At 70.4% G+C, this 26014-nt stretch carries 18 protein-coding genes, 6 tRNA genes and 1 riboswitch; of the genes, 11 read left to right on the plus strand and 13 right to left on the minus strand.

Going from position 1 to position 26014, the window contains the following annotated elements:
* Positions 1-656: 656 nt before the first annotated feature.
* From OG219_RS22855 to OG219_RS22870, 4 genes are all read left to right on the plus strand, one after another.
* On the plus strand, positions 657-2081 hold the full coding sequence (locus OG219_RS22855) for an MFS transporter (protein WP_266459137.1): 1425 nt from the start codon (positions 657-659) through the stop codon (positions 2079-2081).
* Positions 2082-2253: 172 nt separating this feature from the next.
* Entirely contained in the window at positions 2254-3465 is a 1212-nt protein-coding gene (gene lhgO / locus OG219_RS22860) for an L-2-hydroxyglutarate oxidase (protein WP_266829301.1), read from the plus strand.
* A 207-nt stretch (positions 3466-3672) separates the two neighbouring features.
* Complete coding sequence (gene trmB, locus OG219_RS22865) at positions 3673-4485, plus strand: tRNA (guanosine(46)-N7)-methyltransferase TrmB (protein ID WP_266829303.1); 813 nt, start codon at positions 3673-3675, stop codon at positions 4483-4485.
* Between the two features lie 69 nt (positions 4486-4554).
* A complete protein-coding gene (locus OG219_RS22870) occupies positions 4555-5895 on the plus strand; it encodes a PrsW family intramembrane metalloprotease (RefSeq protein ID WP_266829306.1) in 1341 nt (446 codons plus the stop codon).
* A 26-nt stretch (positions 5896-5921) separates the two neighbouring features.
* On the opposite strand, the gene OG219_RS22875 is transcribed toward OG219_RS22870, so the two are convergent.
* The 6 genes from OG219_RS22875 to OG219_RS22900 form a co-directional block, all read right to left on the minus strand.
* Complete coding sequence (locus OG219_RS22875; RefSeq protein WP_266829308.1) at positions 5922-6866, minus strand: aldo/keto reductase; 945 nt, start codon at positions 6864-6866, stop codon at positions 5922-5924.
* Positions 6867-7014: 148 nt separating this feature from the next.
* Positions 7015-8046 carry a M23 family metallopeptidase gene (locus tag OG219_RS22880; RefSeq protein WP_266829310.1) on the minus strand — a complete coding sequence of 344 codons (1032 nt, stop codon included), beginning with the start codon at positions 8044-8046 and terminating at the stop codon, positions 7015-7017.
* Between the two features lie 11 nt (positions 8047-8057).
* Positions 8058-8214: riboswitch (cyclic di-AMP (ydaO/yuaA leader) on the minus strand.
* 275 nt (positions 8215-8489) lie between these two features.
* Positions 8490-9731 carry a PP2C family protein-serine/threonine phosphatase gene (locus OG219_RS22885; protein WP_266829312.1) on the minus strand — a complete coding sequence of 414 codons (1242 nt, stop codon included), beginning with the start codon at positions 9729-9731 and terminating at the stop codon, positions 8490-8492.
* 125 nt (positions 9732-9856) lie between these two features.
* Positions 9857-9930 (minus strand) — tRNA-Met (locus OG219_RS22890).
* Positions 9931-9990: 60 nt separating this feature from the next.
* Positions 9991-11202 (minus strand): alginate lyase family protein, encoded by a 1212-nt coding sequence (locus OG219_RS22895; RefSeq protein WP_266829314.1) that lies wholly within the window; start codon positions 11200-11202, stop codon positions 9991-9993.
* 314 nt (positions 11203-11516) lie between these two features.
* Positions 11517-12647, minus strand: a complete 1131-nt coding sequence (locus tag OG219_RS22900; RefSeq protein WP_266829316.1) for a dihydrofolate reductase family protein — start codon at positions 12645-12647, stop codon at positions 11517-11519.
* 135 nt (positions 12648-12782) lie between these two features.
* Here OG219_RS22900 and OG219_RS22905 point away from each other — a divergent pair, with 135 nt between their 5' ends.
* Positions 12783-13292 carry a MarR family winged helix-turn-helix transcriptional regulator gene (locus OG219_RS22905; protein WP_266829318.1) on the plus strand — a complete coding sequence of 170 codons (510 nt, stop codon included), beginning with the start codon at positions 12783-12785 and terminating at the stop codon, positions 13290-13292.
* Positions 13293-13459: 167 nt separating this feature from the next.
* Positions 13460-14086, plus strand: coding sequence for a GTP cyclohydrolase II (ribA, locus tag OG219_RS22910; RefSeq protein WP_266829320.1), 627 nt, complete (start codon positions 13460-13462; stop codon positions 14084-14086).
* A 31-nt stretch (positions 14087-14117) separates the two neighbouring features.
* Here ribA and OG219_RS22915 read toward each other — a convergent pair whose 3' ends face one another.
* From OG219_RS22915 to OG219_RS22945, 7 genes are all read right to left on the minus strand, one after another.
* On the minus strand, positions 14118-14774 hold the full coding sequence (locus OG219_RS22915; RefSeq protein WP_266829322.1) for a hypothetical protein: 657 nt from the start codon (positions 14772-14774) through the stop codon (positions 14118-14120).
* Between the two features lie 201 nt (positions 14775-14975).
* Positions 14976-15048, minus strand: a tRNA-Lys gene (locus tag OG219_RS22920).
* A gap of 122 nt (positions 15049-15170) precedes the next feature.
* Positions 15171-16721, minus strand: a complete 1551-nt coding sequence (locus tag OG219_RS22925) for an amino acid permease (RefSeq protein WP_266829324.1) — start codon at positions 16719-16721, stop codon at positions 15171-15173.
* A gap of 62 nt (positions 16722-16783) precedes the next feature.
* Complete coding sequence (locus OG219_RS22930; RefSeq protein ID WP_266829326.1) at positions 16784-19903, minus strand: VCBS repeat-containing protein; 3120 nt, start codon at positions 19901-19903, stop codon at positions 16784-16786.
* 212 nt (positions 19904-20115) lie between these two features.
* Complete coding sequence (locus OG219_RS22935; RefSeq protein WP_266829328.1) at positions 20116-22386, minus strand: DEAD/DEAH box helicase; 2271 nt, start codon at positions 22384-22386, stop codon at positions 20116-20118.
* Between the two features lie 260 nt (positions 22387-22646).
* A complete protein-coding gene (locus tag OG219_RS22940; RefSeq protein ID WP_266829330.1) occupies positions 22647-23165 on the minus strand; it encodes a hypothetical protein in 519 nt (172 codons plus the stop codon).
* Between the two features lie 136 nt (positions 23166-23301).
* A complete protein-coding gene (locus tag OG219_RS22945) occupies positions 23302-23652 on the minus strand; it encodes a metallopeptidase family protein (RefSeq protein ID WP_266829332.1) in 351 nt (116 codons plus the stop codon).
* A gap of 107 nt (positions 23653-23759) precedes the next feature.
* On the opposite strand from OG219_RS22945, the gene OG219_RS22950 reads away from it, so the two are divergent.
* The 5 genes from OG219_RS22950 to OG219_RS22970 all read left to right on the plus strand — a co-directional run bounded on the left by OG219_RS22950 (position 23760) and on the right by OG219_RS22970 (position 26008).
* Positions 23760-25430 carry a metallophosphoesterase gene (locus OG219_RS22950; protein ID WP_266829334.1) on the plus strand — a complete coding sequence of 557 codons (1671 nt, stop codon included), beginning with the start codon at positions 23760-23762 and terminating at the stop codon, positions 25428-25430.
* 80 nt (positions 25431-25510) lie between these two features.
* A tRNA-Glu gene (locus OG219_RS22955) sits at positions 25511-25583 on the plus strand.
* A 49-nt stretch (positions 25584-25632) separates the two neighbouring features.
* A tRNA-Asp gene (locus OG219_RS22960) sits at positions 25633-25707 on the plus strand.
* Between the two features lie 24 nt (positions 25708-25731).
* Positions 25732-25805, plus strand: a tRNA-Phe gene (locus tag OG219_RS22965).
* 129 nt (positions 25806-25934) lie between these two features.
* A tRNA-Phe gene (locus tag OG219_RS22970) sits at positions 25935-26008 on the plus strand.
* Positions 26009-26014 lie beyond the last annotated feature (6 nt).

The raw sequence follows: 26014 nt of genomic DNA on the forward strand, positions 1-26014 counted from the left end.
GCACCTGGGGCGGCTTGCGCTCCCTGAAGTGCGCCCCGCCGGCGCTTCACCAGCGCGTCACCGGCGACGAAGCGGCAACGCACCGACGGCCGAGCGGCGACCGAGCGGCCACGCACCGGCGACGGACCAAGAACCAACCACCGACAAATCTGCGACGTGAATGCGCCCCCGATACACTCCCCAAAAACACCCCGCGCGCCCTCAAGTGACGTGGTAGGAGCGCTATTTGCCCGCAAAGACCACAGTCGATTTTCAGCCAAATCGACTTTTGCCGGACAGGCCTGCACACGCTCCGTACAGGCCTTCCGCACCACTTGGCCAACGCACAGTCCGGGAGGCGGAGTTCGCCTCCCGGACCGGTCCGCCGCCCGCGGGGATGTAGGCGGCGGTGTCCCCCAGCCCACTGGATCCAGTACAGCGGGCCGACCCACGCACCATCCATGGAAGCGCTCCCGAGGTGGCCGGAGAAGAGCGCACGGACGGGCGCACGGCCACACAACGGGAGCACACCGCAACCGTCCGTACTGTCGTACGGACCACAATCCCGCCATCCGGAACTATGCCCCTTAACGCTTGGGATGCAGCGAACTACGCTGGGTTTACGAATGCCGCGTGGTTATGCCAGCGCGGCAGCCGTCTGTGTCGAGGGGTGGCGCATGTCCAGGGAGCAACGCGGGCCGAACGAAAAACTCGGCACCGTTCTCGCCCTCGCGGGAATCAGCAACGCAGGACTCGCACGACGCGTCAACGACCTTGGCGCTCAACGCGGGTTGACTCTTCGCTACGACAAGACGTCGGTGGCGCGCTGGGTGTCGAAGGGAATGGTGCCCCAAGGTGCGGCGCCGCACCTCATCGCGGCCGCGATCGGCCAGAAGCTCGGCCGCCCTGTGCCGCTCCACGAGATCGGCCTGGCGGACGCGGATCCCGCACCGGAGGTGGGCCTCGCATTCCCTCGTGACGTCGGACAGGCGGTGCGGTCGGCGACAGAGCTGTACCGTCTCGACCTCGCCGGGCGCCGGGCGGGCGGTGGTGGCATCTGGCAGTCGCTGGCCGGATCGTTCGCAGTGAGCGCTTACGCAACTCCCGCTTCACGGTGGCTGATAACCCCGGCCGACAGCTCGGTGGCGCGCGAGGTGAGCCCCGGTGAGGGCTCCGGAGCACCGCAGAAAGTCGGCCACAGTGATGTGCTGAAGCTGCGCGAGGCAGCCGAGGACGCCAGGCGCTGGGACTCCAAGTACGGAGGCGGTGACTGGCGTTCGTCCATGGTGCCCGAGTGCCTGCGGGTGGAGGCGGCGCCGCTGCTGCTCGGCTCGTACTCCGACGAGGTCGGAAGAGCCCTCTTCGGGGCGTCGGCCGAACTCACCCGCCTCGCCGGGTGGATGGCCTTCGACACCGGCCAGCAGGAGGCCGCCCAGCGCTACTACATCCAGGCCCTGCGGCTGGCCCGCGCGGCCGCCGACGTGCCCTTGGGCGGCTATGTACTGGCCTCCATGTCCCTCCAGGCGACCTACCGGGGCTTCGGCGACGAGGGCGTCGACCTCGCCCAGGCCGCCCTGGAACGCAACCGCGGCCTGGCCACCGCCCGCAACATGAGCTTCTTCCGCCTCGTCGAAGCACGCGCCCACGCGCGCGCCGGTGACGCCCACGCGGCCGGCGCCTCCCTGCGGGCCGCCGAGGGCTGGCTCGAGCGGGCCCGGGACGGCGACAACGACCCGTCCTGGCTCGGCTTCTACTCGTACGACCGTTTCGCCGCCGACGCGGCCGAGTGCTACCGCGACCTGAAGGCGCCGCGCCAGGTGCGCCGCTTCACCGAGCAGGCGCTGTCGCAGCCGACCGAGGAGTTCGTACGGTCCCACGGGCTGCGCCTGGTGGTCTCGGCGGTCGCCGAACTGGAGTCGGGCAACCTGGACGCGGCCTGCGCGCAGGGTGTGCGGGCGGTGGAGGTGGCCGGGCGGATCTCCTCCGCGCGCACCACCGAGTACGTGAAGGACCTCCTGCACCGGCTGGAGCCGTACGGCGACGAACCGCGCGTGGTCGAGCTGCGGGAGCGGGCGCGGCCGCTGCTCATGGCTCCCGCCTAGGTGCCGGGTTCCTTCGCGTCTGCCTGGCTGGTGCCGCCTTCGGGTGCGGGTGATCTGTGGCTGGTCGCGCAGTTCCCCGCGCCCCTGAGGCGCCCCTGCGGGGCGACCGGGGGCTCCTCCGGGGTTTGAGGGCGTTGTCAGTGGCGCAGTGCACTCTTGAAGCCTGGAGGTGGTGCGGGTGGGGATCGGGTACGACTGCGATGTGCTGGTGATCGGCGGCGGGATCGTCGGGCTGTCGACGGCGTATGCGATCACGCGCGCCGCGCCGGGGACACGGGTGACGGTGCTGGAGAAGGAGGGGGCGCCGGCCCGGCACCAGACGGGGCGCAACAGCGGGGTGATCCACAGCGGGATCTACTACCGCCCGGGCTCCCTGAAGGCGCGGTACGCGGTGCGGGGCGCCGCCGAGATGGTCAAGTTCTGCTCGGAGTACGACATCGCGCACGCCGTCACCGGCAAGCTGATCGTCGCCACCGAGAAGGCCGAGCTGCCCCGGCTGCACGGACTGGTCCAGCGCGGCCGGGAGAACGGCATTCCGGTCCGGGAGCTGGGGCCCTCCCAGATAGCGGAGTACGAGCCCGAAGTGCGCGGACTCGCCGCCATCCACGTCGGCACGACCGGGGTCTGCGACTTCGTCGCGGTGACCCGGCAGCTCGCGGAGTCCTCCGGGGCGGAGGTCCGGTACGGGGCCGATGTCGTCCGTATCGACCGGCGGCCCGGGCTCGGGGCCGCCGTCCTCACGGCCGACGGGACGGTCGTACGCGGGCGCGTGCTGGTCAACTGCGCGGGGCTGCACTGCGACGAGATCGCCCGGCTCGCGGGGGACGATCCCGAGATGCGGATCGTGCCCTTCCGCGGCGAGTACTACACGCTCGCGCGGCCCGAGCTCGTCCGCGGGCTGGTCTACCCCGTGCCCGACCCGGCGTTCCCCTTCCTCGGGGTGCATCTCACCCGGGGGATCGACGGAGGCGTGCACATCGGGCCGAACGCGGTGCCCGCGCTGGCCCGGGAGGGGTACGGGTGGGGTGTCGTACGGCCCCGGGAGGTGGGGGCGACGCTGGCGTGGCCCGGGGCCTGGCGGATGGCGGGGCGGCATTGGCGGTACGGGGTGGGGGAGCTGCGGCGGTCTGTGTCCAGGTCGGCGTTCACGGGGGCCGTGCGGCGGCTGTTGCCCGCGGTGACGTCGGGCGATCTGGTGCCCGCCAGTGCAGGGGTGCGGGCGCAGGCGGTCCTCCGTGACGGGACCCTCGTGGACGACTTCCTCATCCGGGAGGGGCCCCGGACGGTGCATGTACTGAACGCGCCTTCGCCTGCGGCGACGGCTTCGCTGCCGATCGGGCGGGAGGTTGCTCGGAGGGCGCTGGCTGCGCTGGCGGGGACGTGAGGTTTTTCGCCCCCTCCGCCCCTACCCGTCCCTTGTTCCTGGGGGCTCCGCCCCCAGACCCCCGTTTCGCGCTGACGCGCTCGTCCTCAAACGCCGGACGGGCTGAACCCGGGCGTAGCCCGGAAGCAAGGGACGGGCAAGGGCGGAGGGGGCGAAAAACCCACCCACCCCAGCCCCCTCCCCCACTCGCCTAAAATCGACCCCACTGTGTCTGAGCCCAATAACTCCCCCCAAGCCCCCCAGTCCACCACCCCCCGTCCCAAGGGCGAGCCCCGTTTCCCCGACGGCCCGAAGCCCGACCCCGCCGGGTCGCACTTCGAGCGGCGGATCCGGAGTTTTCAGCCGCGGCGGAGCCGGGTGACGACCGGGCAGGCGGACGCGTTGCAGCGGCTGTGGCCCAAGTGGGGGCTGGACATCGACGGGCAGCGGACACTGGACCTCGCCGAGCTGTTCGGAAGCGATCGCCCCGTCGTGCTGGAGATCGGCTTCGGCATGGGCGAGGCCACCGCACAGATGGCGGCCGAGGACCCGGAGACGGGGATTCTGGCCGTCGACGTCCACACCCCCGGCCAGGGCAACCTGCTCAATCTCGCGGAGCAGAACGGCCTGTCCAACATCCGGGTGGCCAACGGCGACGCGATCATCCTGCTCAGGGAGATGCTGACGCCGGACTCCCTGAGCGGCCTGCGCGTGTACTTCCCCGACCCCTGGCCCAAGAAGCGCCACCACAAACGACGACTGATCCAGCCGGAGTTCCTCAACCTCGCCGCGACCCGCCTCAGGCCGGACGCCCTCGTGCACTGCGCGACCGACTGGGAGCCGTACGCCGAACAGATGCTCGAAGTGCTGAGCGCGCACCCGGACTTCGAGAACACCCGGCCCGACGGCGGTTACGCGCCACGTCCGACGTTCCGCCCCCTGACCCGTTTCGAGGGCCAGGGACTGGACAAAGGCCATGTGGTGAACGACCTTCTGTTCCGACGCGTACAGCACCGGGACCAGCAATCCGTCGGCGACTGAACCCGGAAGACGGCGCCAGGCTCAACACACCGTCGCGGGCAGCGCCCCTCCCTCGTTAGGGTCAATGCCGTGGCCACCTGCCCTCCGTACCCGACGCACCCCACCGGCCCGGCCGACGGTGCACCGCGGAGGCATGCGCACTGGTGGCAGAGAAAGTGGGTGCGGTACGGCGCGCTGGTCACCCTGCTCGCGATCTCCGGGCTCGTGATCCTGGCCCTGGTCCGCCGGCAGACCGGCACCGAGGGCTTCCTGGTCGGCCTCGGCCTCGCCGTGTTCCCCGTCCCACTCCTCGTCGCCGCGTTCCGCTGGCTGGACCGCGTCGAACCGGGCCCCTGGCGGAACCTGCTCTTCGCCTTCGCCTGGGGCGCGTGCGCGGCCGCGCTGATAGCGATCGTCGCCAACAGCTTCGCGACCAGATGGATAGCGACCGCGACGGCCGACCCGACCAGCGCCGACACCCTCGGCGCGACCGTCATAGCGCCCATCGTGGAGGAGTCCGCGAAGGCGGCGGCCGTCCTGCTGGTCTTCCTCTTCCGCAAGCGGGACTTCACCGGGATCGTCGACGGGGTCGTCATCGCCGGGGTCACCGCCACCGGCTTCGCCTTCACCGAGAACATCCTCTATCTCGGCACCGCCTTCGGCACCGACCAGCTCAGCGGCGACAGCGGGCTGGCATCCGTCACCGCCGCGACCTTCTTCGTGCGCGTGGTGATGTCCCCCTTCGCGCACCCCCTGTTCACGGTCCTGACCGGCATCGGCTTCGGCATCGCGGCCCTGTCCGCCGAACACCACCATGTGCGCCGCGTCCTGCTGCCGCTCGCCGGACTCCTGCTCGCCATGGGCATGCACGCCATGTGGAACGGCTCGTCGAGCTTCGGGGAGTTCGGGTTCTTCGCGGTGTACGCCACGTTCATGGTGCCCGCGTTCGCACTGCTGACCTGGCTGGTCATCTGGACCCGGCAGCGGGAACTGCGCACGGTGCGTGCGGAGCTGCCCGCCTACGCCGCCGCCGGGTGGCTGTCCGCGTCCGAGCCGTACGTGCTCGGCTCGATGCGCGCGCGCCGGCTCGCCCGCGAGTACGCCGCCCGCCACCCGGGAGGCAGGCCCGCCGCCCGCTCCGTCGCCGAGTACGAGGCGTACGCGACCTCGCTCGCCTTCCTGCGGCACCGGGCTCGCGACGGCCGCGCGGGCCCCGACTTCCTCGTACGGGAACGGAAGTTGCTACACGAGCTGTGGCTCCGCCGGGAGGTGGCGCGCCCCGCCCTGGCGTACGCGGCACGGGCGACGGCTCCGGTTCCGGTGCCCCCGCCCTGGCCCGCGTACGGCTACGCGCCCACGTACGGCCGGCCCCACCCAGGGCCCTACGGGACCGCGGCGCCGTATCCCACGTACAACCCGTACCGCTCGTAGCTTCCTCGCGAGGGGAAGCTAAGCCGTTACGCCGACGCCTCCGTCAGCCTGCCCAGCTCCGCGTCCGTGAGGACAAGGTCCGCCACCCCCAGCAGCGCCGGAAGCTGCTCGACCACCCGTGCCGAGGCGATAGGTGCCGCGACCGTCGGCTGGGCGGCGAGCCAGGCCAGGGCGACCGTGGCGACCGGGACGTCGTGGGCCTGGGCGGCCTCGTCGAGCGCGGCCAGCACGCGAAGGCCCCGCTCGGTCTCCAGGTGCTTGCCCGCGCCCGCCGCACGCGGGGAGTCGACCGTCGTACCCGGCCGGTACTTGCCGGTGAGGAAGCCGGCCGCGAGGGCGGAGTACGGGACGGCCGCCAGGCCCGAGCGGGAGGCGATGTCGCGCAGCGGGCCCTCGTAGGTGTCGCGCGAGACCAGGTTGTAGTGCGGCTGGATGGCGACGTAGCGGGCGAGGCCCTCGCGGTCGGAGAGGTCCAGGGACTCCTGGAGCCGCTCGGGCGAGATGTTGGAGGCCGCGATGTTCCGGACCTTGCCCGCCTTCACCAGCTCGTCGAGCGCGCCGATGATCTCCTCGACCGGCACCTCGGGCTTGTCGAAGTGCGTGAAGTAGAGGTCGATGTAGTCGGTGTCCAGGCGGCGCAGGGAGGCGTCGGCGGCGGCCTTGATGTTGACGCCGGACAGCCCCGGATAGTCGGGGTGCTGGCTGACCTTGGTGGCGATCACGACGTCGGCCCGGTTGCCGCGCGCCTTGACCCACTTGCCGATGATGGTCTCGGACTCGCCGCCCTTGTTGCCGTCGATCCACGCCGAGTACGAGTCGGCCGTGTCGAGGAAGTTGCCGCCCGCGGCGGCGTACGCGTCGAGCACGGCGAAGGACCGGGCCTCGTCGGCGGTCCAGCCGAAGACGTTGCCGCCGAGGGCGAGCGGGAAGACCTCGAGGCCGGACGAGCCGAGCTTGCGAAGAGAAGTCATGCCCGACTTCAACGTCCCAAGTGGATGGATGTATTCCGCACATACCTGACCGGCGGCTCTGACGCCGGGGGGGTGCCGTCAGAACCGCCGGGGATCAGGGAACGTACACGCGAGAGAACGTACGCGGCAGCCCTGAAGAACTGACCTGTCAGGGATTGATGCCCTTGCTCTGCAGCCAGGCCATCGGGTCGATCCCGGTCGCGGCGCCGTCGGGGTGGACCTCGAGGTGCAGATGCGCCCCGGTGACATTGCCCGTCGCACCCACGCGCCCGATGACATCACCGGTGGCGACCTTCTGCCCCACGCTGACGCTGATCGACGACTGGTGGGCGAACCAGAGCTCGGTGCCGTCGTCGAGCGTGAGCACCGTCTTGTAGCCGTACGACCCGTCCCAGCCGGCCTGGGTGATCGTGCCGCTGTGGATCGCCTTGATCAGCGTGCCCGTGGGCGCGGCGAAGTCCAGACCGGTGTGGTAGCCGGAGGACCAGAGGGCGCCGGCCTGACCGAAGGTCGAGGTGATGGTGTACGAGGAGGTCGGCAGCGTGTAGCTCTTGGCGAGCTCGGCGAGGCGCTCGGCCTCGGCTTTCGCCGCGGCCTCTTCCTCCGCCGCCTTCTTCGCGGCGGCTTCCTTGGCCTCGGCCGCCTTCTGCTCCGCGGCGGCCGCGTCGGCGGCCTTCTTGACGGCGGCGGTCTGGGCGGCCTGCTGGGCCGCGGTGTCGGCCTGGTCCTGCTGGGACTCGGCTTGCTGCACGATGCGGGCGCGCAGGGCCTCGCCCGCGTCCGTGGTGCCCTGCTCGGTCTCGGCGCTGGTCAGGCCGGCGCTGGTGAGCGGGGTGGTGGAGCCCACTGCCTCGTCGTCGGAGGTGTCGTCCGAGAGGATCGTGCTCACGGACGGCAGGTCGGGCAGCGAGATCGAGACCGGCGGCTTGTTGGGCGCCGCGGTGGCCATGCCGCCCGCGCCGACCGCGGCTATGACGCCGACGCCCAGAACGGTGGAGCTGCGCGCGAGTCCGCCGCCCCCGCGCTGCTTGCCTACGCGGTGCCGGCCACGGACGGGACGGAGGGAGTCCTCGGTGGGATTCCACTCCTCCCGGGGGCCCTCGTCTTCTTTGCCGTAAACGAAGGTGTGCGTTTCGCTCGGCGGATACGAGGTTGCCTGGGCAGGCGGGTTGGACGCCACGTGGGCGTGCTCCTTTCCTTCCTTCTCGCCTACCGGGTTAGCTGACGGGTTCGGAGCAGGAAGGTCTCCTACGCGCGTCATTCGCGGTGTTCCCACTGCGAAAGACGCTCGATTCACCCCAAGTTGGTGGTTCCCCGGCTCCCTTGCGGGATTAGGCGCGTGCGCACGGAGCCGACTCTCGTGACGGCTGGGACGACCGCGCTGCGTTATCGAACGTTAATAGACGCGGGCACTGGATTCCAAGCCGTTCGGACTGATCATTAACGCTTCTGGCCAGGACTTACGGGTCATCACAGGCGTAAAACGGGCGAGTTGACCACACCTCATCAGTCACAACACTCTTGACGGTGTGTCAGTTGTTATGCGGAGGGGCGTCACTCGATCACCCCCGGTGACAACGAAGCCAAAACCCTCCGGGCCAGACCCTTCGGCGCCGGAACCTCTCACGGTCGCCGTACCGCGAGCAGCGCCATGTCGTCCGTCGTCCTGCCGCCCGAGTGCCGGCGGACCTCGTCGGCGAGTGCGGTCAGCAGCGCGCCGGGCGCGGGGAAGGTCCGTCCGGCGAGGAAGGCCGCGGGATCGTAGAAGCGCCCGCGCCCGTCGCGGGCCTCGGACAGCCCGTCGGTGTGCAGGAGCAGCGTGGCCCCCTGCGGGAACTCCGCCTGCTGCGCGCGGTCGGGCCCGCCGCCCAACTCACCCAGCCCGAGCGGCAGTGCGGGCTCCCCGGCGTCGAGCGTGACGAGCGCGCCGTCCGCGTGCAGGAGCAGCGGCGGCGGATGGCCCCGGTTGACGATCCGTACGACCTCCTCGCCGCGCGGGATCTCCGCGAGGACGGCCGTGGTGAACCCCTCGAAGGCGTCGAGGCCCTCGCGCCGGGTGCCCTCGCGCGCCAGCGCCCGCTCGAGCCGCCCGGCGACCGCCTCCAGGCTCGCCTCCTGCTCGGCGGCCTCCCGGAACGCCCCGATGACCACGGCGACCGCCGCCACGGCGCCCATCCCCTTTCCGCGTACGTCGCCCACGACCAGCCGTACGCCGTACGGGGAGTCCTGCACCGCGTACAGGTCCCCGCCGATGAACGCGTCCTCCTGCGCCGCCTCGTACCGCGCCGCGACATCGAGCGCGCCGATCCGCTCGCCGGGCTCCGGCAGTACGGCGCGCTGGGCGGCCTCGGCGATCTCGCGGACGGAGGCGAGGCGTGCGTTGCCGCGCCGGACGAGGACGTTGATGAGGACGGCCAGGACGGCGGCTGTCAGCACCGTGGCCATCTCGGTGGCCGACTCGGCCTGCCGGACGAGGCCGAGCCTGATGTGGACCGCGAGCGCCGCCACGAAGGCCGCGGCGCCGGTGAGTACGGTGCCGCGCAGCGAATAGAGGGGAGCCGCCACGAGCGGGGCGGCCGTGAAGAGGGGCCCGCCGGTGAAATCCCTCGGCGTGAGGTCCTCGTACAGGGCACCGGCGACGATGAGCAGCGCGGGGAGCACCCGGACGAATCTGCGTGTGTACGAGATCCTGCGAGGGTTCGCTCCCGCCGACCGGGCCTGCAGTCCGTCGCCCGGCCCGGGATCGGGCACGGGCACGGGGTCCCCGGGCAGCCGCCCGCCGGACCGGTCGTAAGCGGGGTCGTACGAGCCATCGCGCGGGTCGGACGGATCCCCCGCCCGCTGCGTACCTGCTCGCTGCCCCACCCGTCCAGGTTTCCCGGAGCGGGGTCGGGGGGCGACCGCTGTGGGCCGCACGGGGGACACCGGCCCCCACCGGAAACACCAAGGGCCGGAACTCGTGAATCCGAGTTCCGGCCCTTGGCCTTCAGTAGCGGGGACAGGATTTGAACCTGCGACCTCTGGGTTATGAGCCCAGCGAGCTACCGAGCTGCTCCACCCCGCGTCGTTAAACCCAACTATACGCCACTCGCGGGACACCCAGTACCAATGTCGCCGTCACCCCTCAGTCGGCCGGATTCCCCGCGTGCGTGAGCGTCTCCCAGGACACGAACAGATCGTCCGTACCGGCGGGCCGCGTCTGCTCGGCCAGCCGGTGGGCGGCCGGGACGTGGACGTCGAGCCGGTCCTCCAGGTGGTTGAGCGCGACCTCCAGGTCGGGCCCCATGTTCCGGTCGACCCGCCCGCCGCACAGCCACGCGGGCGCCGTCTCCCCCATCTGGTACCTGGAGTGGAAGTCGAGCGCGGCCTTCAGCCGGTCCTTGACGCCGCGGTAGAGGTCGACGCCCTGGTGCCAGGCGGTCTCGGCGATGTGCGCGGTGGCGGCGAGCGAGTATCCGACGTGCTTGAAGTTGCGGCAGGTCTCCTGCGAGACCCCGTCCGTGTACCGCTGCTGCCCGAACCAGTACGTGGTCAGCTTCTGCGGGGTGTCGACGGTGCTGCCGACGGGCGTCAGCGGCACCTTCCCGTCCTTGGCCAGGTAGAAGTACGCGGGCACACGCTGCCGGAAGCGCTCGACGGCGTCGTCGAACGCCTTGTGGTCATCGAGGAACACGGCGATGCCGATCGCGGCATCGGTCATGACGAGATCCCAGTTCCCGTTGAAGTCCGGGACTTTCCTGCTGACTTCGGGCAGGTAGGCGGTCCGCAGCATGCCCTCGAACCGTGCGACGCCCACCGCAGGCCAGACGGCTCCCGTGTGCCGTACGATCTCTCCGGCCCGCGCCCAGGTGGACCCGGCCCACGCGGTCTGCAGGCCGGCGTTCCCCGCCGTGTGCTTCTTCACCTTCCCCGACCAGGCGTCCATGATCTGAACCGCCTTGTCGGCGTGCTCCTGCTTGCCCGTGATGCTCCACAGCAACGCCTGCGTGTACGCCGCGATGGCGTCCTCGCGCTCCTCGACGCACCCGTGCCCGGCCTTGCTGCCCGGCGGGCAGTCGACAGTCGCGTAAGGCTTCGCCTGGTACTTGTACGACCCGTACTTGCTGTCCCGCATGTCCAGGAACGCCTGCAGCCACGGCTGCCTCCCCGCGTCCACGTGCTCGCGTACGGCGGCCAGCTGATCCTTGCTCACGAGCACCCCGGGATGCTCGAACGCCGCATCCTGGGGCCGCGCCCGCACCGACCGCGTCTGCCCCGACACCCCACAGGACGCCACCAGCCCGACCACCACCGGCGCCAACAGCACCGCCGTCACACGCCGCCCCACTGAACCCATCGCTACTCCTGCCTCCGAGTCGGCTCAGGAGCAGCCTGACGCGTGGGGGGAGGGGCCGCAGGATCTCTTAGGCCGCCTGGGGCGGGTGGCTTTTTTCGCCCCCTCCGCCCCTTCCCGTCCCGTTCCTGGGGGCTGCCGCCCCCTGACCCCCGCTATCGGCCTGGACGGCCTCGTCCTCAAACGCCGGACGGGCTGGAGATAGCCCCTCCGGCGTTTGAGGAGCGGGGTCTGGGGCGGAGCCCCAGGAACAAGGGACGGGTAGGGGCGGAGGGGGCGAAAAACCCCCAGGCCCGCCCCGCCAACCCGGCCCCGCGCTACCCCACCAGATGCCGATTGGGCGCCACCGCCCGCTCCTCGTACTCCGGAAGCACGACCACATCGGCCCCCGCCCCCACAAGAATCCCGCTCCCGTCGGCCCCCGCCACGAACGTGTCCGGCTCCCGCCACGCGGTGACAACCCGCCGCACCCCGGCATCAAGAATGAGCCGCGCACAAGGCGCAGGCCGGGACGCCCGCCGAGCACACGGTTCAAGGCTGCTGTACACCGTGGCGGACGAGAGCCGCGGATCACCGCCATCGACCTTGGCAAGCGCCGCCTCCTCCGCGTGCACCACGGAATCACCCCCCTCCCGGGAGTACCCGCGCGCCAGCTCGCTCCCGTCCGCGGCCACCACCACCGCCCCCACACTGAACGCGGTCTCCGACACCGGACACAACGCCGCCAGCTCACACGCGACCCCCAGCCAGTACCGGTCGGCGGCGGAGGCGAGCCCCCCGACCCCGGGCGCCGTGGGGACGTACCGAATGAGCACGACGTCCCCGACCGCCCGCGTCTCCACCATCCGCATCCGCCCGGCGGGATAGGGCCCGGGCCCGAAGAGCCGAGGCGCGTCCGCCTCCCCGACGAAGAGCGGCGCCACGGCGAGCTGGAGTTCGTCCGCGAGCCCCTCCCGCATCAGCTGCGTGTGCACCCGCCCGCCCCCCTCGACCATGAGGCGCCGCACACCGCGTACGTCATGGAGGTGGGCGAGAACGGCCCGCCAGTCCACCTCGGTCCCGACCGGGACGACATCGGCGTCCAGCCCGAGCCCGCGCAGCCGCTCGGCACCCTTGTCCGTCGTATAGACGACCTTCTCGCCGCCGGTGTGCCAGAACTGGGCACCGGGATCGAGGTCACCGGACCCGCTGACCGTGACCTTCAACGGGTACTCGGAGCGCCCCGCGGCGACCCGGGCCGCGCGCCGCTCGGCCGAGTTGACCAGCAGCCGGGGGTTGTCCGTGCGGAGCGTGCCGGCGCCGACCAGGATCGCGTCGCTGGACGCCCGTACCTCGTCGACCCGGTCGAAGTCGGCCGCGCCGGAGAGCAGCAGCCGTTCGGGTCCGGTGTCGTCGAGGAAGCCGTCGAGGGAGACGGCGGCGGACAGCAGGACGTAGGGGTGTGGCATGGGGCGCACCCTCCAGCTCGGAGCTCTCGGCTCTCAGTGGTTCAAGTCGATGCAAGTCGAATACAAGTTGATTCAAGTCGGGGTTCAAGTCGGTTCAAGTTGGTTCAACTTTTGAACAATACCTAGACTGGCGGCATGACGACCCGCTGGCTCTCCCCCGCCGAACAGCGCGCCTGGCGCTCGTACATCTCCGCGACCTCGCTCCTGGAGGACGCGATCGACCGGCAACTCCAGGCGCAGGCGGGGATGCCCCACCTTTACTACTCCATCCTCGCCATGCTCTCCGAAGCGCCGGACCGGCGGCTGCGGATGACCGATCTCGCCGAGGTCCTGAAGATCACCCGCAGCCGGCTGACGTACGCCGTGACCCGGCTGGAGAACGACGGCACGGTGCGCCGGGAGGGCTGCCCCACGGACAAGCGCGGACACGTGGCCGTCCTCACGGACGAGGGCATGGCCGTCCTGGAGCGGACGGCGCCGGGGCATGTGGAGACGGTACGGCGGGCGCTCTTCGACCGGTTGACCCCCGAGCAGGTGGGGCAGCTGGAGGAGATCTGCGGGAGCATCGCACGCGGGATCCAGGGGGAAACTCCGGGCGCGTACAGGGAAGATCTGCCGTGGCGGCGGCGTTCATCCACACCATGAGGCGCGGGCCGCGCGAGCGGTGAGACGTACAAGACGCTTACAAGTCACTGCGTAAGCCGCAAAACGTATTGCTTGAACTTTAAAGCAGCGTGTACTGTCTCCCTCCAAGGATGTGCTTCAAATCTGAAACACAAGCTGGCACGAACCCGCTGGACCGGAGAGACAACATGCGCGACTTCCCCACCGCCACGGTGCGCACCCGCGTCGCCGTGCCCCTGCGTTTCGGCGACGGCTACTCGGTCGACGCGGAGCTGGTCACCTTCCACGGCCTCACCGACGGCCTGGAACACCTGGCCGTCGTCCTGGGCGAACCCGGCGCGAACCCGCTGGTGCGACTGCACTCCGAGTGCCTGACCGGAGACGTCTTCGGCTCGGCCCGCTGCGACTGCGGCCCGCAGCTGCGCGAGGCGGTGGAACGGATAGCGGACCGCGGCGGCGTCCTGCTCTACCTCCGCCAGGAGGGCCGCGGCATCGGCCTCTACAACAAGCTCGACGCGTACGCCCTCCAGGACCAGGGCCTCGACACCTACGCCGCGAACGCCGCGCTCGGCCTCCCCGAGGACGCCCGCGACTACACGGCGGCCGCCCAGATGCTCCAGGCCCTCGGCATCGACTCCCTGGACCTGCTCTCCAACAACCCCGACAAGGCCGACCAGCTCCGCGACCTGGGCATCGACGTCTCCCACCGCGTCCCGACAGGCGTGTTCACCACGGCCCACAACGTCCGCTACCTCCGAGCGAAGGTCCTCCAGACCCACCACACGCTCCCGCTCCCGGAACTCACGGCGGGCTGACCCCTCCAGCTCGCAGCACCGGACCGGCGGTCTAGGCCCCGCTGTGCAGCGTCAGACAGGTGAAGTACACGGCTCCGGCCCACCCTGAGCTCTCCGCGAAGCTCAACACCGCGGCGCGCGCCGGGGTCTGGCACATCACCGGAACCTCCGAGAACGCCCCGCCGTCCTCCGGCGCGTACCGCAGCAGATCCGTGCACTGATACGCCGGTGCTTCGATCAACAGGACCGCCTCCCTCGCGCCTTCGCTCCACGAGCCGGTGTAGACGAGGCAGAACGAAGTGGCCACGTCACCCTGGACCGTGGGCGCCTGGATCACGCTGACCTGTTCGGGCCCGGCCTCCGCCGCCACCTCCGGCGACTCGCTCGACGCCGGAGGCGCGGTCCACACGGACACGGACGCCGAGGGCGTGATCTCCGGCTCGGACTCCCGCAACGGCGTGCTCCCGACCGCAGATGACCTCCCGTCATCCCGCGATGAGCCGTCACCCGCGAAGTGGGCGACAGCGGCCCCGGCAAGCGCACCGAACACCGCCACGGGCACGATCACGGCCCCCCACCACAGGAGGGACGGCCGACGACTCGACGGAACGGGCAGCCGGACGATCGGGATGTTGTCGAGGGTGTCGCCGTTGTGGAAGCGGACGAGTTCCTCGTCGGGGCGCAACGGGCGCTGAAGCTTGTCGGTCATGGTCCCCCTCGGCGTGTGGCATGCCGCGCGGTGCGCGAGAGGGGAAGTCTTCCGCGCCGCTACTCCCGCCGAGGCCGCTATGGGGCGCTGTCACCACTCCGTGCGAATCGGACGGGCGGGATGACTGCGGACCACGGACCACCACGCCCCCGAAACACACCAAAGCCCCAGCTCAGAACGCTCTGAACTGGGGCTTCCCGGTAGACCCTGTGGGACTCGAACCCACAACCAATGGATTAAAAGTCCACTGCTCTGCCAATTGAGCTAAGGGTCCACGCACCGGCCCACGCCGATCCCGTTGAGGATCCTGTGGCGATGCATCCCCGAGCATAGCCGGACGAGGCCGGGACTCCGATCGGGTATCGGGGACCCGGCCGCGCCGGGCGGGTGGGATGGTCAGGGTTCGACCGGTTCGACGTCGTTCGCGCGGGCCGCCTCGCGGGCGAGGGTGCGTTCGTGGGCGGGGTTGAGGAACCAGTGGCGGGCGGAGACCAGCCACCAGGTCGTGGCGAAGCCGAGGACGACGAGGACGGCGACCGGGGCGTAGTTGAAGGTCTCCCAGGTGACCGGGGAGACCTGGGGGAGCATGAAGAGGATCGTGATCACGACGACCCAGAGCACCGACACCACGCCGATCGGGCGGGACCAGCGGCCCAGGTGCCAGGGCCCGCGTTCGAAGGCGTCGCCCTTGCGAATCCGCAGCAGGGTCGGGATGACGTACGCGATGTAGAGGCCGATGACGGCGATCGAGGTCACCGCCGCGTACGCCGTGACGTTGATCAGGTACGGGAGGCCGAGGACCAGGGCGCCCAGCGCGGCCAGCCAGACCGCCGCGACCGGCGTCCGCGTGCGCGGGTTCACGGTGTGCCAGATGTGCGAGAAGGGCAGCGCGCCGTCGCGTGAAAAGGCGTAGATCATGCGGGAGTTGGCCGTGACCGACGCCATCCCGCAGAACAGCTGTGCGCCGATCACCACGAGCAGCAGCAGTTTGCCCGCCGTCGCGCCCAGCGCGTCGAGCAGGATCTGGGCCGGCGGCACGCCCGTCGGCGACCCGAGGGCACCGTCGTACGACTGGATCGCGAACGTGAAGCCGAGGAGGAGGACGAAGCCCGCTATCCAGGAGGTCCAGATCGAGCGGACGATGCCCTTGGGGCCCGCTGTCGACGCGTCGTGCGTCTCCTCCGTCATGTGGGCGGAGGCGTCGTACCCGGTGAAGGTGTACTGCGCCATCAGCAGGCCGAGGGCGACGACGTACACGCCGCTGCCCCAGCCCGTGTTGTTCACGAACTCCGTGAACACGAAGGAGGCCGACTGGTGTTGGTCCGGTACGAAGGTCAGCGCGCCGACGATGACCCCCACGCCCAGCACGTGCCACCACACGCTGACGTTGTTGAGGAGGCCGACTATGCGCACCCCGAAGGTGTTCAGCAGCCCGTGCAGGACCAGGATCCCGGCGAACAGCAGCACCGTGCGGCCCGGTGTGACCTCGAAGTCGAACTGCAGGTTCAGATAGGCGCCCAGGAAGGACGCCGCCCCGAAGTCGATGCCCGCTGTCACCGCCACCTGGCCCAGGACGTTGAACCAGCCCGTGAACCAGGCCCAGGCGGCGGCCGTACGGGACGGAGCGAGCCGGTGGGCCCAGAAGTAGAGGCCCGCGGAGGTCGGATAGGCCGAACAGATCTCGGCCATCGCGAGGCCGACGAAGAGTGTCATCAGGCCTACGGCGACCCAGCCCCAGGTGATCACGGCGGGACCGCCGGTGTTCATACCGAACAGGTACAGCGTCAGGCAGCCCGACAGGACCGAGATGATCGTGAAGGAGACCGCGTAGTTGGAGAACGCCGACATGCGGCGGGCGAGAACCTGCGTATAGCCGAGCTGGGCAAGCCGTTCTTCGTCAGAGAGAGTTCCGTCCGACAGCCCACTCACTTTGGCGTCATCTGTCATGCCCCCAGCGATTCCCTCGCCGAGGGCATGACATGCGTCACACCGTGGCCGAAAAACTACGGCTAGAAGATTCCCTTGTAGCCCTGCCAGCCGGTGGCGATCTTCGTACGCGCCCCGAACGACCCCGCACCGTTCCCGTAGTTGCGCCAGAGGTTGCCGGCAGTGTCACGCGAGACCAGGTCGGCCTTGCCGTCGCGGTTGAGGTCACCGGCGCCGACGATGACGTTGTAGGAGCCGCCCCAGTTGACGAAGACCTTCACACGGGCCGCGAAGGTGCCGTTGCCCTTGCCGTAGTACCGGTAGAGGTTGTTGGCCTTGTCCTGCGCGACCAGGTCACCGATACCGTCACCGTTCAAGTCCCCGACGCCGACGACCTTCTTGTACGTCTTCCAGTTGTCGTAGAGCTTCACGCGGGCGGAGAGCTTGCCCGCGCTGGTGCCCTTGTACAGGTAGACCGCGCCGGTGGAGGTGTTGCGGGCGATCAGATCCGGAAGGCCATCCTTCGTCACATCACCCGGCGAGGTCAGCACGTCGTACTGGTTCCAGCCGCTCGCCCCGAGTGTCGTGTACGACGTCGACGGCTTCAGCGCCGCGTCGCAGCCCGGCTTGTACAGCCGCAGGGCGCCGCTGCTCAGCCGGACCAGCACGTCGTTGCAGCGGTCACCGCTCAGATCCCCGAACGGCACGGCCTTGATGCTGGTGGCCCAGCCCGAGCCGCTGACCTTTCCGGAGAACGTGCCCGTACCCGTGCCCTGCTGGAAGGTCAGCGCACCCGAGGAGTTGAGGGTGAGCAGGTCGCCGACGGCGTCGCCGCCGAGGTGGTCGTGGCGCACCGGACTGCCCTTCTCCAGCCGCACGGACCCCTTTGCCTCGACCGGCCCGCCGACCCCGTCCGCGGGCGAGACGGACAGCGTCCAGTCGTACTGGCCGTTCGGCAGGAACACGTCCCCGCCCACCGTCGGGTCGTCGCCGGCCCACACGACGCTCAGCTCGCCGCGCGCCGCACCGCCGTCCCGGGTGTCGACGACCTTGCCGGTCGTGTGGCTGCGCACGGTCAGCCGCCAGCTCGCGGACGGCTTCGACAGCAGCACGGTGGTCAGCGTGTCCAGCACCGTGTCGATCTCGTGCGCCTCGACGGACGGCGCGCTCTGCGCCGGACCGAGCAGGCGCAGCGGCTGCTGAGGCACCCCGGACGGCACGAGGTGCACCTGCTCCTTGTCGTCGACGTACGCGGCGTTCGCCCCGGACTCGTCCACGGTCCAGCGCACATCGCGCTGCGAGACGCCGGTGTCGGGCAGGTCTCCGATGACCCGGCTCGCGGCCGTCCCGTCGGCGACCGTGGTGAGCGTCAGCTTCCCGGCCTGCTTGTCGTGCGTGACGACGAACCCGTCGCCGAGCTTGGCCTCGCCCGTCGGCACGGACACGGACTTCTTCGCCGTACGGTCGTAGACGCCTGCCTTGCCGTCGCAGGTCCAGTACAAGTAGCGGCCGAGCGCCTGGAGTTCGGTGGGGGTGCAGCCGGCGTCGGTGGTGAGGGTCTCGGTGGTCTTCTTCGTCGTCAGGTTGTACGCGGTGACGGTGCCGGGGGTCGTTCCGGCCGTCCAGAGAATGTCGCCGGACAGGGCGGCGGCGCCCGGGCCGCGGGTGACGGCGGGGGTGCCGCCGCCCTCGATCTTGTAGACGTTCTGCAGGGTCGCGGTCGTATGGATCACGTACTGGCCGGACACGTCGGTGATCTGCCCGCCGGCAGGGACATAGATCTCCCTGAAGCCGTACTCAGCGGGCCCGTTGACCCGGAGACGGTCGTATGCGGCCGAGTCCTTCGACAGCCAGACGGCACGGTTGTCGGCAGTGCCGAAGATCCGGCAACCGCCCTCCGCCGGCGGGCAGTCGTGAAGCAGCGTGTTCGTCCCGTCGTACGAGGAGCGCGCACCGAACTGGGGCGTGCCGGTCGCGGTGACGGTCCGGACATAGGTGTCCCGGTACCCGGCCCAGCTCTCGTCGGCGACCAGCAGCCGCCCCTGGTCCAGCGCGAGGCCCTGGATCTCGTACGGCGGTTTCGGCAGCGCCTTGATCTGCGTGACGACGGGCGTGCCGTCCTCGCCGGGGTGGATGCGCTGGATGCCCCAGTCGTCGACGACGGCGCCGGTGCGGCCGATGACGACGGCGTTGCCGGACGGCGAGGCGGATATGCCGTCCTTGGAGGAAGTGAGCAGGGTGATCGGGTCGCCGCCCTTGATCGGAACGGCGGTCACCTTGACGCCGCCGGCGGGCCGGTGGACGAGCCAGTCGCCGACCACCGAGAGGTCGTCGGCGGGGTACACGCCGTCGGTACCGTCCAGGGTCACCTCGACGGGGGCTGCCGAGAGGTCGGCACGGGAGTAGACGTACACCTTCGAGGCGGACCGGCCCCCGTACTGGACCAGGTAGTCGGACGACAGCTCGGTGTAGGCAGCGCCGCTGGGCCGGGTCTGGGTCCAGCTCTGGACCTGGCCGGTCTGCGGGTCGACGGCCACCGAGCGGATGGTTCCGTCGACCGCGCCGCTGAAGATGAGCCCAGTGGCGTCACCACGCAACGGGGCTCCGAGCTTGAGCTCCGCGGGGATGCCCGAGACGACCACGTCACGGGTGGTCCCGTCGGGGCCCGGGCTCAGCAGGTGGTTGACCCGCGTGGTGGTCCCGTCCTCGGCGGTGACCGTCTCGAAGGTGGCGACGATGTCGCCGAAGGTCCCGGACCACACGCTGCGCCCCTCGGGGATCTGCAAGGTGCTCATCGTTCCGTCGACGGCGTTCCACAGGTCGACGTGACCGTCCTGGTATCGGAACACCGCGACGTCACTGCCCGTCCCGTCGTCGTACGCCAGGCCCGTGGAGGCCGCAGGTACCTCGAAGGACTTGCCGTCCGAGTACCGCGTCCACACCAGCCGGAAGGGGTCGTAGAGCCGGTGGAAGACGCCCTGGCTGCCCGCCCCCTCCCCGCCGTAGGTCTCGTCGGGGTGGAAGAGGCTCGCCTGTGTGTAGCTGCTCTCGAGCGTCGCCGGTACCACCGTCTCCTGCGCCGCTTCCGCCGCCGAAGCGACCGGCAGCAGCGGGCTCAACCCGCCCCCGAGCACCGCGGATGCCGCCACGACGACGGCGACGCGTCTGACGCGCGAGTGACGTACGAAGGCATGACGAATCAAGGCGAACCCTCCCCAGAAGCCACGAGAGGAAGCGGGCCCCGCATCAGATGTCCCCGGCCCCGGCCGTCGCATCCCCCTCAGAAGTCGGCTGATCTTACAGCCAGTTCAAAAGCACTGGGGAGAGCTTTTTCCAAGCGGCCGTACGACAGAGCGCCGTGGCCCACCCGGAACGGGGGACCACGGCGCTCTGCCTAGATGCTTACTGCCCTGCGTCAGCCGTTGCGCTTCCAGCGCGGCTTGTCGTCACGGCGGCCGAAGGAACCGGTGGCGGTACCGGTGCCGGTGCCACCGCGGTGGTCGTCACGACGGCCGGTCGGGCGGTCGTGGCCGCCGGAGCGGAAGCCGCCGGTGGGACGGTCGCCCTGACGGTCGCGGTTGAAGGGACGGTCGCTGCCCCGGTGGGTGGACGGACGCTCGTCACGACGGTCACGGTTGAACCCGCCCGAGCCGCCCGAGGGACGGTCGTCGCGACGGAAACCACCGGAGGGACGCTCGTCACGACGGTCACGGTTGAAGCCACCGGAACCGCCCGAGGGACGGTCGTCACGGCGGAAGCCACCGCGGTCGCCGCCACGGTCGTTGTCCCGACGGTCGTCGCGACGGAAGCCGCCCGACGGACGCTCGTCACGACGGTCACGGTTGAACCCGCCCGAGCCGCCCGAGGGACGTTCGTCACGACGGAAACCACCGGAGGGACGGTCGCCGCCACGGTCGTTGTCCCGACGGTCGTCGCGACGGAAGCCGCCCGACGGACGCTCATCACGACGGTCACGGTTGAAACCACCGGAACCGCCCGAGGGACGGTCGTCGCGACGGAAGCCGCCGGAGGGACGGTCGTCACGACGGTCACGGCGCTCGTAGTTGCCCCGGTCGTCACGGCGCGGACGCGACTCGTACGAGGAACGCTCCTCGCGCACCGGCGCCGCGGCGACCGCGGCCTGCTCCACGGCGGCCTCGGCAGCGGCGGCCTCCACGACGAGCGCGGCCTCGGCGAGCGCGGCATCCGGGTCGTCGCCACGCTCACGCGCGGCACGGGCGACCAGGCGGTCGGCCTCGCCACGCAGCTCGACCGCACGACGCTGCGCACGCTCCAGTTCCTTGGTGAGCTGCGTGACCTCACGCTCGGCCTGCTGAGCGGCGTCGCCCGCGGACTGGGCCTGGACCTCGGTCATCGAACGGGCGCCGGTGATCTCGGCGACCTCGGGCTCGAAGGCCGTACCGGTGTTGATGATGTGACGCGTGGCGTCGACGCCCGCGTCCTCCATCAGCCGGAAGATCTGGCGGCGCTGGTGCGGCAGGGAGAGGGATACGACGGTGCCGCTGCGGCCCGCGCGGGCGGTACGGCCCGAGCGGTGCAGGTAGTCCTTGTGGTCGCCGGCCGGGTCCACGTTCAGGACCAGGTCGATGCCGTCGACGTGGATGCCGCGGGCGGCGACGTCGGTGGCGACGAGGGCGTTGACGTAGCCCTTCTTGAAGTCCTCGAGCACGCGGGTACGCGCGCCCTGCGTCATACCGCCGTGCAGCGCGTCGGCCTTCACACCGGACTCGACGAGCTGCTCGGCGATGCGGTCGGCGCCCAGCTGGGTGCGGACGAAGATGATCGTGCGGCCCTTGCGGGAGGCGATCGCGGCGGTGACCGGCGCCTTGTCCTTGGGCTTCACGATGAGGATGTGGTGCGACATGGTCGTGACGTTGCCCTGGGCGCTGTCGACCTCGTGCGTGACCGGGTTGCTCAGGTAGCGCTTGACCAGCGTGGAGATCTCGTTCTCCATCGTGGCCGAGAACAGCATGCGCTGGCCGCCGCCGGGGATCTGGTCGAGCAGCTCGGTGACCTCGGGCAGGAAGCCCAGGTCGGACATCTGGTCGGCCTCGTCGAGGACGGCGACCTGGACGTTCTCGAGCGAGCAGGCGCCGCGGTTGATGAGGTCGCGCAGACGGCCCGGGGTGGCGACGAGGACGTCGACGCCGCGCTCCAGGGCGTACATCTGGTTGCTCATGGACGTACCGCCGCAGACGACCTTCATCTTCAGGCCGAGTACGTCGCCGTACGGCTGAAGCGCGTCCGCGACCTGCATCGCGAGCTCACGCGTCGGCGTGAGGATGATGCCGCGCGGCTTCTTCTTGTCGGTGTGGCCGCCGGACAGCGACGCAAGCAGCGGCAGACCGAAGGAGAGGGTCTTGCCGGAGCCGGTGCGTCCGCGGCCGAGGATGTCCTTGCCGGCCAGGGCGTCCGGGATGGTCGCGGCCTGGATCGGGAAGGGGGCGGTCACGCCGTTCTGCGCGAGCTTGCGGACGATTCCGTCGGGGAGACCGAGGGAGCCGAAGGTGATCGCGGGGGTCTCGGGAGCGGACTCGACGGTCGTGTCGGCGGCCGTCTCCACGGTCGTCTCTGCGGTCTCGACGAGCTGGGTGCCCTCGGTGTCGGCCTCGATGTTCTCGTTGTTCTCGGGCACGACGACGTGATCAGTACTGGAAACAGACATGCGAAATGCGAACCTTCCGGAGTTCTACGGCACGCGCCCAAACTCCGTGAAGTCGCAATCGACCGCCTCTATGCGGTCCGGCCACGGCAAGGGAGAGTACGCGCCACGCGACGCTCTCTTCTTGGCGCCGGGCAATTGGTATCAAACGATCTACTACCATACGCACCCCTGCCCCCCAAAGGCAAACTGGGCCTCATAGGTGCAGGTCAGGGGGATATTTTAGCCCGTCCGGCGTTTGAGGACCCCAGCGCCTCGGGCGGCTAGACCGGCTCCCCCGCCCGAGGCGCCGGCTCCCGCTCCATCAACTGCGTGGCCTGCTCGTGCGCCGAGGACGACGGCTCCGCCGTACTCGGCTCGGACACCGGCGGTGAGGACACCGGCGGCGGAGGCGGCTCGGGCGTCGGTTCCGCCGTCGTACGCGTGGGACTCGGCTCCGCCTTGGTCGGCCCCGGCTCCACCGGCCGCCCCGACCCGCCCTTCTCCGTAGCCTTCGCGGACGGCTTCACACCCGCGGACACCGACGCGCTCGGCGACGCCGACCCGGACGCGGACTCACCGGGCTTCGGCGAACCACCGTCCCCCTTGGCCCCCTTCGCCCCATGGAACCCGGCGCCACCCCCACTCACCGCAGACCCCCCGTCGGGCGCCTCCCCGCCCCGCTCCGCCGAATGCGACGGCGCGGGCCGGTCCCCGTCGTCACCCACGCTCATACAGCCGGCGGCCGCGGCGACGGCCATGACCGTGGCGGCCAGACGGACGGGTACGTACAAGGCGCGCACGGGCAGCCACCTCCGAGGGCGGATCGGGGAGTCCCCCTGCCCAACTCCCGCCGCCCACAAGAAGACACGCGCACCCTACGAGCGACCGGGGGAACGGGACGAACGTCACCCGTACCCGCCCCCGCACGACCGACAGTCACCCATACCCGAGCGCATGCAGCCGAGCGTCGTCGATCCCGAAATGATGGGCGATCTCGTGCACCACGGTCACCTCGGTCTCCGCGACCACTTCCTCCCGGGTCGCGCACATCCGCAGCGTCGGCCCCCGGTAGATCGTGATCCGGTCCGGCAGCACCCCCGCGTACCACTCACCGCGATCGGTCAGCGGAGTCCCCTCGTAGAGCCCGAGCAGCTCGGGATCGGACGGGTCGGGCTCGTCCTCGACGAACACCGCCACGTTGTCCATCAGCCGAGTCAGCTCAGGCGGAATCCGGTCCAGCGCCTCGGCGACCAATTCCTCGAACTCCTCGCGCGTCATCTCCAGCACACGGCCATTGTCCGTTACGAAGCCCCGGTACGAGAGTCGCGGACGCCCCCGTACGAGAGTCGGGACAGTCCGGCATACCCGCCCCCGCACTTGGGCATACGCGACCAATGGCCCGCGTCCCCGCTGCCGTGACCACCGCCCTGCACCGCATACGAAGAACCCGAAGGAACCGCCTCCGAGGTCCCCGGACGTCCCCCCGCGTCCTCGCGCTCGTCCGCCGCCACCGCGCCCGCCGGCCCCACCCGGTGACCGAACTCGTCCACCAGCCCCACCCGTACGCCCGGGTCCTCGGCCTCATGACGGTCGTACTGCTCGGCGCCTGGCTGGGTCTGCTGATCGTGGGCAACGTACGCGTGCCGGTCGGCCCCATGGACACCACCATGACCCTGCGGCCCTCCCTCGACGGCGGCACGAAGATCAACGTGGCCCCGCTCGGCGCGCTGGAGCTGCGCAGTCACCAGGCCCCGCTGCGGCTCGACGTGGACGTGGACCGGCTCGACCCGGTGCGCTCGCAGGCGCTGGTCGATCACCCGGAGCGGCTTTCCGGCCTCCAGGAGGAGGTCGCCCAGGATGTGGAGCACGGCACGCTCGACCTGGCGCTGCGGTCCTGCGTGGCCGTCGTCTCCGGCGCCACCGCGCTCGGTCTCGCGGTCTACCGCCGGCCCCGCCGGGCCCTCGCGGCGGGCGGCCTGGCCCTCACCCTCCTCACCGCCTGCGGCGGCACCGCCTTCGCCACCTGGAACCCCAACTCGGTCCTGGAACCGAAGTTCTCCGGACTCCTCTCCTCCGCCCCCTCCCTGGTCGGCAACGCCCGCAGCATCGTCAGCGAATTCGACGTCTACCAGAAGGAGTTGGCGCGCCTGGTGACGAACGTGACGAAGCTGTACGACGTCACCTCCACGCTCCCGGGCTACGAGCCGGACCCGTCCACCATCCGGGTCCTGCACGTCTCCGACATCCACCTCAACCCGGCGAGCTGGAAGATCGTGGCCTCGCTCGTGGAGCAGTACGACATCAATGTGATCGTCGACTCCGGCGACACGATGGATCACGGCACGGCGGCGGAGAACGGCTTCCTGGACCCGATCGCGGACCTCGGAGCGCCGTACGTCTGGGTCCGGGGCAACCACGACTCCCTCATCACTCAGCGCTACCTCGAAAAGATCAAGAACGTGCGCGTTCTGGACGACGGCCGGGCGGTCACGGTCGCCGGCCTGCGTTTCGCGGGCATCGGCGACCCGCAGTTCACCCCCGACCGGTCGGTCGACCCGGGAGGCGGCCAGGCGCAGCAGCTGGCGGGCTCGCTCCTGGCGTCGGTGCTGCGCGACCAGCGGGTGGCGGGTACGCCCGTCGACATCGCCGTCGCACACGAACCGGAGGCGGCCCGTCAGACGGACGGCGAGGTGCCGCTGGTCCTGGCGGGGCATCTGCACCACCAGGAGATGGAGGTCATGCCGGGCGGCACCCGCCTGCGCATCGAGGGCTCGACGGGCGGCAGCGGCCTGCGTGCCCTGGAGGGCAAGTACCCCGACCCGATCGAGGCCTCGGTCCTCTACCTCGACCGGGACACCCGCCGCCTCCAGGCCTGGGACGAGATCAAGCTGGGCGGCCTTGGCCTGACGACGGCCGAGGTGAGCCGCCACCTCCCCGAGGAGAACAAACCGGGCGCCACCCAGTCCCCCACTCCGTCGCCCACGCCGTCCTCCGCTGCGCCCTCCACACCCTCGCCCACACCGTCCCCGACCCCCTCTCCCACGCCCTCCGCGGGCACCCCTTAAACCGTTTTGGCGATACCTCCCGCCATCCCATATGCTTCTCACGTCCCCGACGCGCTGAGAAGCGCCCAGGCGGGCCGATAGCCCTCATCGTCTAGCGGCCTAGGACGCCGCCCTTTCAAGGCGGTAGCACGGGTTCGAATCCCGTTGGGGGCACGCAATACCGTGTGCGACACTGTTTTACGCATGTCGCGCGCAGCAGCTTGGTCCTGTGGAGCAGTTTGGAGTGCTCGCCACCCTGTCAAGGTGGAGGCCGCGGGTTCAAATCCCGTCAGGACCGCTGAAGTTCCGCGAGGAACTTCGTGGCTGGGTAGCTCAGTTGGTACGAGCGATCGCCTGAAAAGCGATAGGTCGCCGGTTCGACCCCGGCCCCAGCCACAACCCCGAAGACCCCGTCCACACGGACGGGGTCTTCGTCGTAGCCACTCCCGGCCGCGCCCGCGGCGCAGCCGCAATCGGATGCAGCAAATCCCGTCAGGACCGCTGAAGTTCCGCGAGGAACTTCGTGGCTGGGTAGCTCAGTTGGTACGAGCGATCGCCTGAAAAGCGATAGGTCGCCGGTTCGACCCCGGCCCCAGCCACAACCC

It is taken from the genome of Streptomyces sp. NBC_00038, assembly GCF_026343635.1.
Classification (GTDB): domain Bacteria; phylum Actinomycetota; class Actinomycetes; order Streptomycetales; family Streptomycetaceae; genus Streptomyces.

Bases quoted from the DNA above. Each gene is read 5' to 3' on its own strand.
- OG219_RS22855 (WP_266459137.1), top strand. From the start codon at position 657: ATGTCCAGGGAGCAACGCGGGCCGAACGAAAAACTCGGCACCGTTCTC.
- OG219_RS22875 (WP_266829308.1), bottom strand. From the start codon at position 6,866: ATGACTTCTCTTCGCAAGCTCGGCTCGTCCGGCCTCGAGGTCTTCCCG.
- OG219_RS22895 (WP_266829314.1), bottom strand. From the start codon at position 11,202: ATGGGTTCAGTGGGGCGGCGTGTGACGGCGGTGCTGTTGGCGCCGGTG.
- OG219_RS22900 (WP_266829316.1), bottom strand. From the start codon at position 12,647: ATGCCACACCCCTACGTCCTGCTGTCCGCCGCCGTCTCCCTCGACGGC.
- OG219_RS22905 (WP_266829318.1), top strand. From the start codon at position 12,783: ATGACGACCCGCTGGCTCTCCCCCGCCGAACAGCGCGCCTGGCGCTCG.
- ribA (WP_266829320.1), top strand. From the start codon at position 13,460: ATGCGCGACTTCCCCACCGCCACGGTGCGCACCCGCGTCGCCGTGCCC.
- OG219_RS22915 (WP_266829322.1), bottom strand. From the start codon at position 14,774: ATGACCGACAAGCTTCAGCGCCCGTTGCGCCCCGACGAGGAACTCGTC.
- OG219_RS22925 (WP_266829324.1), bottom strand. From the start codon at position 16,721: ATGACAGATGACGCCAAAGTGAGTGGGCTGTCGGACGGAACTCTCTCT.
- OG219_RS22935 (WP_266829328.1), bottom strand. From the start codon at position 22,386: ATGTCTGTTTCCAGTACTGATCACGTCGTCGTGCCCGAGAACAACGAG.
- OG219_RS22950 (WP_266829334.1), top strand. From the start codon at position 23,760: ATGGCCCGCGTCCCCGCTGCCGTGACCACCGCCCTGCACCGCATACGA.